Here is a 12,154-nt window from a genome sequence, read left to right as displayed (position 1 = left end):
GTTTTATAGAATGAATCTGTGACTTTTGTCGGGATTTTAAAAATCCAGAGCTGATCCTAATTAAACGGATCGCTCACGAAAATACTACCTTTTTGTCCTAAAAGTACTTATGGAAGAGTCCCAATTTGACCCCAAGATATTAGATAAAATTGAACTGCTTCAGCAGAAATTTAAAGCTTCTGGACAGGATATGCTTTCTTACCTAGAAGGTTTGCAGTATGCGGATTATTTGGCCTATTGGGATTATATCAATTTGGATGTGTTGCTTTCTCTGCAGCAACCTAAGACTTCTTTCAAAGACGAAAAGATCTTCATCATCTATCATCAGATCACTGAGCTTTATTTTAAGTTGATTATTTCTGAAATGGAGCAAATTTCAGATTTACAGCCGATTACAGAGCAATTTTTTAAGGCAAGACTGGAGCGGATTAATATGTACTTTGATCAGTTGATCGGTTCTTTTGCTATGATGTGGAAAGGGATGGAGCAGGAGCAATTTTTAAAGTTCCGCATGTCTCTGCTTCCTGCGAGTGGTTTCCAAAGTGCACAGTATAGAGAGATAGAATTGATGGCTGCGGATGCATTTAACCTCGTTGCATTGGATAAGCGAACTGATCCTGATTTCCATACGCCAACGGATGAGATTTTTGAAAATCTATATTGGCAGCAGGGAGCGGTTGAATTGGCGACTGGAGAGAAAACGCTTACACTTAAGAATTTTGAAGCGAAGTACAGTAAAAAGTTGATGGATCTCATCGATGATTATAGACGCAAAAATCTATGGCAGAAGTACATAGATCTTCCTGATCCTTCAGCTGAATTGACGGAAGAGATGAAGCAGTTTGACCTGAAGGCTAATGTGTTTTGGCCACTGGCTCATTACAAATCTGCTGTGAGATTTCTACAGAGAGATCCTGTGGATATTGCTGCGACAGGTGGAACCAACTGGCAGAAATACCTTCCTCCGCGCTTCCAGAAGGTGATTTTCTACCCGGAACTTTGGACTGAGCAGGAAAGAGAAGACTGGGGCAAAGGTTGGGTAGTTAAGGAGATTTTTGGGGAAGAGTAGATTTTAGAGTAGCATGATATAAGTAGCAAGAAGCAAGACGCTAGAATCAAGAGGTTTGCAGAAGGTGTCAATTCTAACATGAGTGAAGCCTGAAGGGATAAAAGGAAAATAGCTTCATAGATGCTTTGTTGGGAATCCTCGTTGGTGTGAAATTTTTAAGGGGGATTTGTCCTATAAGATTTGTGAAGAGCCTCATGGATTTCTAAGCGTTTAAATTTTACATGATCTTAAGTCTAATGAAGTTGGGTGTTTTATAAGGATTTACATTCTTCTGACGGTTCAAATTTCTGATTCCAGAATTTTACTAGCATCTTAGGATATCAAGTGAAAAGCTAGATTTTGGATTCATGAGTAAAAAGTCAGATTTGTCCCAAGGGAATTTAATACGGAGCCTTTTTACCTTGGCTTGGCCGATTATTATGGCAAATATTCTGCAGACTGCATATCAACTAATTGATACTTTTTGGCTGGGGAGATTAGGCGCAAACGCTGTAGCTGCAGTGAGTATTAGTTTTCCGATTTTATTTCTGGTGCTATCTCTTGGCGCTGGACTTACCTTGGCGGGAACAGTTATCGTTTCCCAATATAAAGGAGCCGATGATCAGCGGATGATAGATTTCAGTGCTTCGCAAACCGTTTTAGTGATCTTTTTTGTGTCTGCCATGCTGGCAGTTTTAGGCTACGTTGGTGCTTCACCATTAATGAATTTGGTTGGTGCAGGGCCAGAAACGCTGGATGATTCGGTTAAGTATTTCCAAGTTTCATCCTTTGGGTTCGTCTTTCTCTTTATGTTTTTCACTTTCCAGTCCCTGATGCGAGGCATTGGAAATGTGTTGATGCCGATGTATATCGTTTTGGGTACCGTTCTGCTAAATCTGGTTTTGGATCCACTTTTCATTTTTGGTTATGGATCCGTTGAGGGCTATGGAGTAGCTGGTGCAGCTGTGGCGAGTATTATCACGCAGGGCTTATCTGCTCTCGTAGGAATTGTGATTCTGTTTCGTGGTAAAAAAGGGATTAAAATCCGACTTGCTGACATGAAACCAGACTTCCAGTGGATCAAGCGAATGTTTGAATTGGGTATTCCAGCCAGTTTGGAGCAATCCTCTCGCTCCGCAGTCTTGACGGTATTGGTGATGTTGGTTACGAGTTTTGGTAGTGGGGTAGTTGCTGCTTATGGAATTGGAGCAAGGATTTTGAGTTTGGTAATTGTTCCGGCACAAGGATTAGCCATGGCGACGACGACCATGGTAGGTCAGAATATTGGAGCTTCTAAAATTAAGAAAGCCGAAAGTATTGGAAATCTAAGCGTAAAAGTCGCCTTTTTTGGCCTGACTGGAATTGGTCTGTTATTATTTGTTTTTGCGGAGAATCTAACGGCATTCTTCGTCCCAAATGATCCTGAAGTGATCAGAGATGGAGCAACTTTTATAAGAATTATGGCACCTAGCTTTGGTTTACTTGGTGTCAACCAAGTTCTGAATGGACTCTTCAACGGAGCAAGATTTACCCAAGCTTCCTTATTGATTTCCATCTTTAGTTTGTGGATCGTGCGCTTTCCTACAGCATTTGTGCTTTCTCAGAAAACAACGCTGGCTTTCGAGGGGATTTGGTGGGCTTTCCCAATTTCCAATTTTATAGCAGCATTGGTTGCCTTTATTTATTTCAAAACCGGCCATTGGAAAATACGAACGATCAGACATCGAGGGGATTGGCTGGGAACGGGAATAGGTTGAAATTTTGAACTATCAGGATCACCTCAATTGAAAATCAACTTATTTTAGTCATCACTTACATTCATTTTCACATACTAACCCTAGATCATGAAGCTACATAATTGCAAAAACTACCAAGAAATGTCACAGCTAGGAGCTGAGCTCGTTCATGCAGAGGTTGAGATCAATCCTGATTTGCTTTTTTGCGCAGCAAGTGGAAATTCCCCCGCTGGATTGTATGAATTGATGGTGGAAAAACAACTCGATTCACCTGGCTTTTTCGATTGGATGAATGTGATCAAACTCGATGAGTGGGTGGGATTGCCCAAGGATTCCACATTTACTTCCGAATATGATATTCAGGAGAAGTTGGTCAAAAAATTGGGGATAAAGGATGATAGATACTTCTCATTTGATGTGGAAACAGATGACCCGGAGTCAGAATGCGATAGGATTCAGGATAAAATTGTTGAATTCACTGGCATAGATATTTGTATTCTGGGGATAGGTATAAATGGTCACATCGCGTTAAATGAGCCTGGAGATTATCTCCAACCAGATTGCCATGTAGCCAATTTGCATCCGGTTACTTTAGCGAGTGGAATGATTGAGAAAGTAGGAATTCCCTTAACTCAAGGAATGACAATGGGAGTGGGAAATATTATGGCTTCGAAAATGGTCATTCTCTTTATCACTGGAAAGGGCAAAAAGCAGGCTTTGGATTTATTAATGGAAGGGAAAATCCGGACAGACCTTCCCGCTTCAGTTCTCTGGCTTCACCCAAATGCGCATGTAATCGTGGATAGGAAGTCAGTTCATTGATAAATCTCGATACCCGCAAAGATGGCTTCAGCCAAAATCCCTTTGCTCATTCTGTTAGGTGACCGAAGACGGGTGACTCCCGCACTGGCGGGACAGGCTGAAGCGGGCTTAGCGATAGTTTTGACCAATACTTATAGTGCTTTGGCCTCTCTGCTTGCAGAAAAGCAGATACTCAAATTATGGGATAGAGCTGTTGATTGAAAAATGGGAAGCCCAGGCTAAAAGCGACAAAATGTGTCTGAAATGCGATTAGTAACTGTTTATTAACTCTTGCTGCTTTTCGATCAGCGGAAATTTCCTTTTATTTCACCCCTCATTATTTTTCCAATTTTCAAATGACCTGGCAATTAATAAAAGATGCCCTGCGTGGCAAAGAGCAGGATTTCACTAGTCTTTCCCTCAAAACAGCAATTTTTGTACTTGCTATTCCCATGATCCTCGAGATGATGATGGAGTCAGCTTTTGCAGTAGTTGATATCTTTTTTGTAGCCAAACTTGGCGAGCATGCCATTGCTACGGTTGGATTGACTGAGTCCGTTGTGGTGTTGGTTTATGCCATGGGATTTGGTATAAGCATGGCAGCGACTGCCTTAATTTCCAGAAGATTTGGTGAAAAAGAATACTTCGAGGCGGGAGCTGCAGCTTTCCAATTGCTAATTGTTGGTGGAGCTATTTCTATTGTACTTGGAGTGCTAGGTTGGATCTTTGCCCCAGACATTCTGGGTTTGATGGGAGCAGAGCCAAAAGTGATAGAAACCGGAGTCAATTATACCCGAATTATTTTTGCCGGAAATACTGCCATTATGCTCTTATTTCTTCTGAATGGAGCATTTCGAGGGGCAGGCCAAGCACATCATGCGATGCGATCACTTTGGATTGCTAATGGCCTGAATATGATTTTGGATCCAATTCTGATTTTTGGAGTTGGAAATATTGAAGGTTTTGGCTTAGAAGGAGCAGCAATTGCAACGACTCTTGGAAGAGGAGTTGGTGTTGTTTATCAGTTGTATCATCTATTCAACGGAAAGCACAAGCTGAAAATCCTAAAGGAAAACATTGTGATCTCCTGGGAAATCATCAAGAGAATCATGGAAATCGCTATAGGCGGAATGGGACAATTTCTGATTGATTCCGTGTCATGGATTGCGCTAACTCGTATGAACGCAGAGTTTGGATCTGCCTCTTTAGCTGGATTTACTATAGCATTTAGAATATTGATCTTTACACTGTTACCTGCTTGGGGTTTATCTGGAGCTGCATCTACTTTGGTGGGTCAGAACTTGGGTGCCAAGCAACCAGATCGTGCTGAGAAAGCTGTTTGGTTAACCACCAGATACACGGTGATTTTCATGGCATCAGTCACAGGCATTTATCTGCTTTTTAATCAGCAATTGGCTGGATTCTTCACCTCTATTCCCGAAGTGCAGTCAGTAGCTGCTCAGGGACTTTGGGTGGTCGCGCTTGGTTACGTTTTCTTCGCTGTTGGCATGGTGCTGACACAGGCTTTCAATGGGGCAGGAGATACCAAAACACCTGCTTGGATCAACATAGGTGTACTTTGGTTTATAGAAATTCCGCTAGCTTATGTGTTGGCTTTTCCTTTAGGGTTGGCTCATTTGGGAATTTTCATTTCCATCGCATTTAGCCATAGTTTCCATTCTGTAGTTTCCCTTTATTTCTTTAGAAAAGGCAAATGGAAGCTAAAGGAGGTTTAGAAGCAGGGTCAAGTCAGGTGATTTTGTTAAATTAAATGGCCTCTACAGCAAAATCTACAGCTATGGAATTTGAACGACGTATTCTACAGAAACTTGTCCTTGCTCTTAGCAATGCTAGTATTGGTCCACTTCCTACTAATGAATATTTGATCGAAAGAATCAGGGTTAGAATGAAGGACTTACAAAATCCTAAAGTTGATAGTAAAAACAACGAGATAAGCTTAGACAAATTTACCTCTCCTGTTTGTTTTTCGGCGGCTGATGAAGTGCAGGCAGATTACCGAACTGTTACTACTTTCTTATCTCAAATTGATATTTACATTGACGAATTAATTCAAAAACAGTGCTGATAACCTTCAGCTAAACAGCATTAAAATTTTATCCATTATAACCCTAATCACTATGACTACTTTAAACACTTATCTGACCTTCGAAGGAAACTGTGAGAATGCCTTCAATTTTTATCGCTCTGTTTTCGGAGGAGAATTTGCCCATGTGGGAAGATTTTCTGACATGCCCGCAGACCCCACTTATCCTATCGGAGATGAGTTTAGAAACCAAATCATGCATATCAGTTTACCTATAAGCAAAGAATGTATTTTGATGGGATCTGATACAGGAGGGCATGGTGGTCCTTTAACTGTGGGTAATAATTTCTCTATTTCTATTACCACTGATTCTAAGGAGAAAGCTGATGCCTTTTTTACAAAACTTTCCGCCGATGGAAAGGTGACAATGCCTATGGCAAGTACTTTCTGGGGAGATTATTTTGGGATGCTTACTGATCGATTTGGAATTAATTGGATGATTTCTTTTGCTGAAGCTGCTCCTCAGAGTTGATCAGGCGTTCGATATCTAATCCAATCCAGCTCGGCACATGACAATCCTACAAACCTGTATTGATTTAATTTAAAGATATGAGTCTTCAGACCTGCCTGCAGCAGGCAGGCTTGTGCCTATTTTATTGCAGTCTTCAGATTGCTGTATGAAACTGAAATAGAAGTCAGAAGACTTCATTATTGTGGGTCCAAATCGGGAGATTTGAACCAGAAATCATCCCAGTTTGTGGCTTTTAAGTCATGCTAGATTTTATCTGACTGAATTTTTGAATAACATTTCAATGCTAATTTCCAGGCAGCAATTCCTAATTCATCCTTACCTTTGAGTTACACTCAGCAAAGAGCATTCATGACAAATTCAGATATTTTACGGACCATTCGGTATATTTTCAATTACAAAGACCCTGAAATGGTAGCCATTTTTAAAGCCGGAGGATTGGATCTAAAGCGGGAGGAGGTTGCAAATTTTTTGAAAAATGATGACGAGGAGTATTTTCAAGCTATTATCGATAAGGATCTGGCGGCTTTTTTGAACGGTTTTATTATTGACAAGAGAGGGAAAAAAGATGGTGAAGACCCAAAGCCTGAAAAGTCCTTAAATAACAATATCATTTTCAGGAAACTTCGAATAGCCCTGAATCTGAAGGAAGACGATGTGCTTGAAATTCTCTCTTCCGTAGGCATGCATATCAGTCCACACGAGTTGAGTGCCTTCTTTAGAAAGCCTAGCCAATCCCAATACAGACCTTGTAAAGACCAAATTCTCAGGAATTTCTTGAATGGATTAAAAAAGAAATATCGTCCAACGGTCTAATTAGTCTTCGACAAAGACGTCTACTACTCTTCCCACTTCTCCGGTATCCAGCATTACTTTGATTCCATGGTGATGTGTTGGAGAGGAGGTTAAGATTCGCTTGACGAAGCCTTCGGTGAGTTCACCAGATCGCTGATGGTGTTTTTGTACAATGGTGACTTCGCTGTCGATTTGGATATTTTTCCGGATGGTTCCGGGGAGAGTCTTCTTTTCCATGAGAATTAATTTCTTAAATGAAATTGCAATTTACTTATGACTTTGCTCCTAAAATAATTTTAAGCAGTTCTCTAAGTTGTAGCGTTTTGTTAGGCATTTCCGTTATAAATTAACGTGTTGATTTTCTTTTTGTTAATCACATATTTCTTCTGTTCAAATCTCTTTCTATATGAAAGCAAATGTATTGTGTTTTTTATTAGTTGCGTTTCTGGTCCTTTCCTGTAATAATGAAGATAAGAATCCGGATAAAACACTGATTGGAACTTGGGAATTAGTTAATAAAGGTTCGGAATTTGACGGGGCAAGTACTTTTGAAATCAGTGCTGATGGAACTATCAAAGGAATGAATACTATCAGAAAAAAAGACTCCCGCACGGTTTTAGGGTATCAGAGCGTATTTTCAGGAACTTATAGTATTGAAGGGGCTAATCTAATAATTATAAAAAATGAGGCTGCTTACTTGACTAATCCTGATTTGGACTATGTAGATAAGGAGAATTTAACCAGTATTGAAGGCGATTTAGGTGAGGATTGGTATACTATAAATGATTCCTTTACAAAATTATATTATAGCTGTGGTCCCGGCGATATTTGCTCTCCACCAAAACCTTATTTGAAAATCAAATAAACTCTTCAAAAATTATAGTACTATGATGAATAAAAAATTACTTTATCTGATCGCAAGTGTTTTATTCCTGGTAGGCTGTAGTGATGAGGAAGTAACTCCAGAGAGAACTATTACAGGGACATGGCAATCTATTTTGCATCTCGAAGATTATGACCAAGTAAGCACATTTGAAATTATTCCTGCTGGTACAATTAAAGGAAGTGTGACCCTACGCCAAAAAGGTTCGCGGGTCGATTTGGGCTATTCAAGCGAATTTATAGGAATCTATCGTGTAGAAGATTCTAAGCTGATTATTACAAGAAACCAATTTTCCCTTCCAGCAGATTCTAAACTTCAATATTCGGATAAGGAACTCCTAATGTCGGTAGAGGATGGGGGAACTATAAGGGAATATGTTATTGAAAGTGACTTCTCAAAGTTCTACTACATATGTGGAGTGAATGAGAGTTGCCCCCCACCAAAACCTTTTATTAAGATTGATTAGAAAAATTATGAAAATCAACTTATTTCCTGCCGTATTTCTTATGCTATTGCTCCTTGGATGCAAAGATAATGATGAAATCAACCCCGAAGTATTGACTCAAAACCAATGGCAAAAGGTCATTGAATATACAGATGCTTATCAGTCCTATGATATAGTGTATTCAATTGATTTCAAGTCAGATGGTGAAGTTTATTCTGAGGTTTCTGTTAGAGATATGGAGACCAAGAATGTGTTAGGCTTTCTGGAATATTTTATTGGCAACTACCAAATCGTTGAAAATAAAGTAGCTGTTTCGATTACAGAGCATTACATGAACTTAGGTGGAACGATGTATTCGGACAAGGAAGGTCTAAGTTTAATCGATAGAGAAAACGAAACCAGAGAATTTCAACTCAGAAATAAGAAATCAGAGCTCCATACCATTATGCCTCTATATGCTAGCTCCTTGGGAATTATTTATACTAGAGTAGAAAAATAATGTTTACAGTTTCTTTACCAGAACAAAAAAGGGCTGATTTCCAATGGAAGTCAGCCCTTTTAAGTTGGTTTAGTTTTCAAAACACCCATCAATTGTCTTGGGGGATGTTTACAAGTAACGCTATCAAATCCTTCGGCGTATGTACAGTACCTAGTTTTTCATCCTGAAAAATCACCTGAAGCTGATATTCCAATTCGAAAATCAGACCATTAATGAAGACTTGATCCATGTGCAATTGCTGTACAAAGTCCGCATTTTTCTGCTGACCTGTCAAAGTGATACCATAGGAGTGAAAAACTTCAATGGCTTTTTTTAGTAGTGTAAAGTGTTGGTTCATAGGATTATATTTTAGGTGGTAATAGTTTATACATCACTGGAGTTACGATTCTTGAGAGTAGTGTAGAGCTGATCAAACCGCCTATTAAAACTATAGCCAAAGGCGAGATTAACGGATTGGTAGAGATTGCTATTGGAATCAAACCGCCTATTGCAGTAACTGTAGTCAGCACAATAGGTAAGAAGCGAACTTCACCAGCTTCACGAATCGCTTCATTCAATGCTTTTCCTTCTAATCTGAGTTGGTTTGTAAAATCCACTAGTAATATTGATGTCTTCACTTCTATTCCTGCTAACGCAATCAGGCCAATAATCGCTACAAAGGATAAAGAGTTCCCAGTTACCCAAAGTGCAATTAAAGCTCCTACCATTCCCAGAGGGATGACAGACAATACGATAATTGTGCTCTTAAAGGTTTTGAAAAGCAAAATTAAAACGGCAATGAATAAGAAAACGGTGACAATTATTACTGTATTAAATCCTGCGAAGGATTCTTGCCTTGTTTCATATTCTCCACCCATAGTGAAACTGTATCCTTCCGGTAATGATATTTGATCCATTTTTGAATTAACGTCTGCTATCACTCGGTCATTCAGGTAATTAGGATTTACGAATGCAGAGACGGAAACGGATCGTATTTTATTGAAATGATCTATGGAAAGGTTACTACTTTCCAATTTTAAGTCTGCAATCTGAGATAAAGGGATTGCTGCTCCCTGTTGGTTATTGATGTGTAGGCCATCAAAATTAGCCAGAGTAGCCTTTGCAACACGTGGGCTTGTGACTACGATGTCACGTTCTGATCCTAACTCGTCAGTAAAAGTCCCCAAGGTTAATCCTGCTATTGCCAATCTCACCGTCCGGTCAATATCTGCAATATTGATCCCCAGTTGTCTTGCTTTATCCTTTTGAATATCTACTCTGATGTCTGTTTTTAGATTTGATATTGGGTTGTTGATGTAGAGTGTTCCTTCAGTGTTTTTGAGGAGATTTTCAACCCGTGTGGCTAGATTTCTGAGCGTGTCCAGGTTTTCTCCGCTAAGTCTTACTTCCACTGGAGCTGTCACAGGAGGGCCTTGTTCGAAGTTTTTTACTTCTATTTTTGCGCCAGCATACCCAATAAATTTATTTTTAAGATCTTCAATAAGAGCCATTTTTTGGGGTGGGGAAGTACTTGGATCAAGCTGAACAAAGATTTGGGCGTAATCCGTGCGCTCATTCTCTGGGATTTCATTGTAATAGATCCTAGGGTTTCCCTTTCCCACATTGGTGGAAAAATTCATTAGCTCAGGTACTTTGCTGAGTTCAGCTTCTACCTCCTGAGCTACCTGATCTGTCGTTGCCAGGTTGGATTGTAGAGGAGTGGTAATGTTGATAAGGAATTGCGGCTTTTCGGATGGAGGAAAAAGACTAAAACCAATAATAGGAAATAGAACCAATGAAGCAGCGAATATTCCTCCTGCAATCGTCAACGTGCGTACAGGCTTATTTAAAGCTTTCTCTAAAACCGGCGCATAGCTAGCATGTATCGCTTTTTGGACGAATGTTAAAACTCGATTTTCGCTCCCACCATGTTCTTTTAGGATTCTGGATGCCAAAAATGGAATAATGGTAAGAGAAACTAGCATGGAGGCGAGCACACTCATGATAACCGCCAAAGGCAAACTGCGAATGAAATCTCCGGAACCCTCGGGCAAGAATACCAAAGGCATAAAAGCAATGATCAGTGTAATGGTACAGCCTATGACAGAAACAGATATCTGTTTGGTGGCCAAAAGTGCCGCATCAAGTCTAGAGTGGCCTTCACGTATCCATCGCTCAATGTTCTCAACCACCACGATGCTGTCATCTACCAATAGCCCAAGCGCGACTACCAACCCAACAATACTCAGCTGATTCAGTCCAAACCCAAAGGCGTTTAGCAATACCAAACCTATGGCAAGTGAAAGAGGAATGGAGATCATCACTATCAGTGAAGCTCGATTTCCAAGTGGCAAAAGCGTAATGAAAACCAATCCTATGGCTATCAGAAAATCTGTACCTAAGCCACTCAAACGTCGGTTTACATAGTCTGCCTGATCAAAAGCTGTGACCAAAGCAATATTTTCAGGTAATTCGGATTTGAAGGATTCCAGTACTGGAAGATACTTTTCTTGAAGAGAGGAAATGTTGTTTCCTTCCTTCATGGCGGCTGTGATGAAAAGAGACCGATAGCCATTCAGTCTGGTCAGATGCTTTTGATCTTCAAAGTCATTTTGTACCGTGGCTACATCTTTCAATGCTATGTTTTTTCCCTGATAGGAGAATATAATAGTCTCGGCGATTTCTGATGCAGAAGTATAATTTCCGCTGGTTTTTACATTAAAGGATTTGCTTCCAGCTTCCACGGATCCTCCGGGAATATTCGCCAATTCACTTTGGATACTTCCGATGATTGCATTAATCGGAATATTCATTTCGGAGATTTTATCCAAGCTTAAGTCAACTCTGACGATTTGATCTGGAATCCCATGAATTTCTACTTTCTTCAACTCGTTGATTTTCTCTAAGGCATCCTGAAGTCGGTCGGAATAACGATTCATTTGTTCTTTCGAGGCATTTTCTGAGATCAAAGCAAGCTGAAGGATATTTACATCAGAAGGCCTGACTTTTCGGATTTCTATGCTGTAAATATCAGCTGGAAGATCAGGTCGGAGGGAATTTACCTCTCGTACCAATTCCTGATACTTTTCATTTACATCCTCATTGTAGTTGTACTCTACAAAGATCACAGCCACACCATCCTGAATCTCCGTCTTAACTCGCTTAATATCCTCCAGCCCATAAATCACATTTTCAAGCGGATCCACAACCAACTCTTCCATGTCCTCTGGACTAGCACCGGGATAAACGACTACAACGGGGAACTGAGGGGCTTCAATTACAGGGTCTTCACTTCTCGGCATGTTGAGAAAAGTCGTCACGCCAACGGCAATAGCCATCAGGAAAATGATCAGTGTGAACTGATAATTTTTTACAGCAAAATCTGATATTCGCAT

Annotated in this window: 14 protein-coding genes; 11 read left to right on the top strand and 3 right to left on the bottom strand. The window is 40.1% G+C overall.

The window, feature by feature from the left end; all coding sequences use genetic code 11:
- Positions 1–109 precede the first annotated feature (109 nt).
- The 8 genes from AACZ87_RS03960 to AACZ87_RS03925 all read left to right on the top strand — a co-directional run bounded on the left by AACZ87_RS03960 (position 110) and on the right by AACZ87_RS03925 (position 6,974).
- On the top strand, positions 110–1,069 hold the full coding sequence (locus AACZ87_RS03960; RefSeq protein WP_339865073.1) for a tryptophan 2,3-dioxygenase family protein: 960 nt from the start codon (positions 110–112) through the stop codon (positions 1,067–1,069).
- A 347-nt stretch (positions 1,070–1,416) separates the two neighbouring features.
- On the top strand, positions 1,417–2,805 hold the full coding sequence (locus AACZ87_RS03955) for an MATE family efflux transporter (RefSeq protein ID WP_339865071.1): 1,389 nt from the start codon (positions 1,417–1,419) through the stop codon (positions 2,803–2,805).
- A gap of 87 nt (positions 2,806–2,892) precedes the next feature.
- Positions 2,893–3,606 (top strand): 6-phosphogluconolactonase, encoded by a 714-nt coding sequence (locus AACZ87_RS03950; protein WP_339865069.1) that lies wholly within the window; start codon positions 2,893–2,895, stop codon positions 3,604–3,606.
- A 21-nt stretch (positions 3,607–3,627) separates the two neighbouring features.
- Complete coding sequence (locus AACZ87_RS03945; RefSeq protein WP_339865067.1) at positions 3,628–3,807, top strand: hypothetical protein; 180 nt, start codon at positions 3,628–3,630, stop codon at positions 3,805–3,807.
- 134 nt (positions 3,808–3,941) lie between these two features.
- On the top strand, positions 3,942–5,321 hold the full coding sequence (locus AACZ87_RS03940) for an MATE family efflux transporter (protein ID WP_339865065.1): 1,380 nt from the start codon (positions 3,942–3,944) through the stop codon (positions 5,319–5,321).
- A 35-nt stretch (positions 5,322–5,356) separates the two neighbouring features.
- Positions 5,357–5,671: a hypothetical protein gene (locus AACZ87_RS03935; protein WP_339865063.1), complete on the top strand. Its 315-nt coding sequence runs from the start codon at positions 5,357–5,359 to the stop codon at positions 5,669–5,671.
- A 52-nt stretch (positions 5,672–5,723) separates the two neighbouring features.
- On the top strand, positions 5,724–6,161 hold the full coding sequence (locus tag AACZ87_RS03930) for a VOC family protein (RefSeq protein WP_339865061.1): 438 nt from the start codon (positions 5,724–5,726) through the stop codon (positions 6,159–6,161).
- Between the two features lie 348 nt (positions 6,162–6,509).
- Positions 6,510–6,974 (top strand): DUF1456 family protein, encoded by a 465-nt coding sequence (locus AACZ87_RS03925; RefSeq protein WP_339865059.1) that lies wholly within the window; start codon positions 6,510–6,512, stop codon positions 6,972–6,974.
- Here AACZ87_RS03925 and AACZ87_RS03920 read toward each other — a convergent pair whose 3' ends face one another.
- Positions 6,975–7,190, bottom strand: a complete 216-nt coding sequence (locus AACZ87_RS03920) for a YwbE family protein (protein ID WP_339865058.1) — start codon at positions 7,188–7,190, stop codon at positions 6,975–6,977.
- A 169-nt stretch (positions 7,191–7,359) separates the two neighbouring features.
- Here AACZ87_RS03920 and AACZ87_RS03915 point away from each other — a divergent pair, with 169 nt between their 5' ends.
- The 3 genes from AACZ87_RS03915 to AACZ87_RS03905 are packed head-to-tail and all read left to right on the top strand — an operon-like array spanning position 7,360 to position 8,780.
- A complete protein-coding gene (locus AACZ87_RS03915; protein ID WP_339865056.1) occupies positions 7,360–7,818 on the top strand; it encodes a hypothetical protein in 459 nt (152 codons plus the stop codon).
- 22 nt (positions 7,819–7,840) lie between these two features.
- Positions 7,841–8,302 (top strand): hypothetical protein, encoded by a 462-nt coding sequence (locus tag AACZ87_RS03910; protein ID WP_339865054.1) that lies wholly within the window; start codon positions 7,841–7,843, stop codon positions 8,300–8,302.
- Between the two features lie 7 nt (positions 8,303–8,309).
- Positions 8,310–8,780 carry a hypothetical protein gene (locus tag AACZ87_RS03905; RefSeq protein ID WP_339865052.1) on the top strand — a complete coding sequence of 157 codons (471 nt, stop codon included), beginning with the start codon at positions 8,310–8,312 and terminating at the stop codon, positions 8,778–8,780.
- A gap of 88 nt (positions 8,781–8,868) precedes the next feature.
- Here the strand turns inward: AACZ87_RS03905 and AACZ87_RS03900 are convergent, their stop codons facing one another.
- Both AACZ87_RS03900 and AACZ87_RS03895 read right to left on the bottom strand, forming a co-directional pair.
- A complete protein-coding gene (locus AACZ87_RS03900) occupies positions 8,869–9,117 on the bottom strand; it encodes an acyl carrier protein (RefSeq protein WP_339865050.1) in 249 nt (82 codons plus the stop codon).
- A 4-nt stretch (positions 9,118–9,121) separates the two neighbouring features.
- Positions 9,122–12,154 (bottom strand): efflux RND transporter permease subunit, encoded by a 3,033-nt coding sequence (locus AACZ87_RS03895; RefSeq protein ID WP_339865048.1) that lies wholly within the window; start codon positions 12,152–12,154, stop codon positions 9,122–9,124.

Source organism: uncultured Algoriphagus sp. (assembly GCF_963974365.1).
Lineage (GTDB): Bacteria > Bacteroidota > Bacteroidia > Cytophagales > Cyclobacteriaceae > Algoriphagus.
Note: the sequence above shows the minus strand (reverse complement) of the source record. Positions and strands in the feature narration are given on the sequence as shown.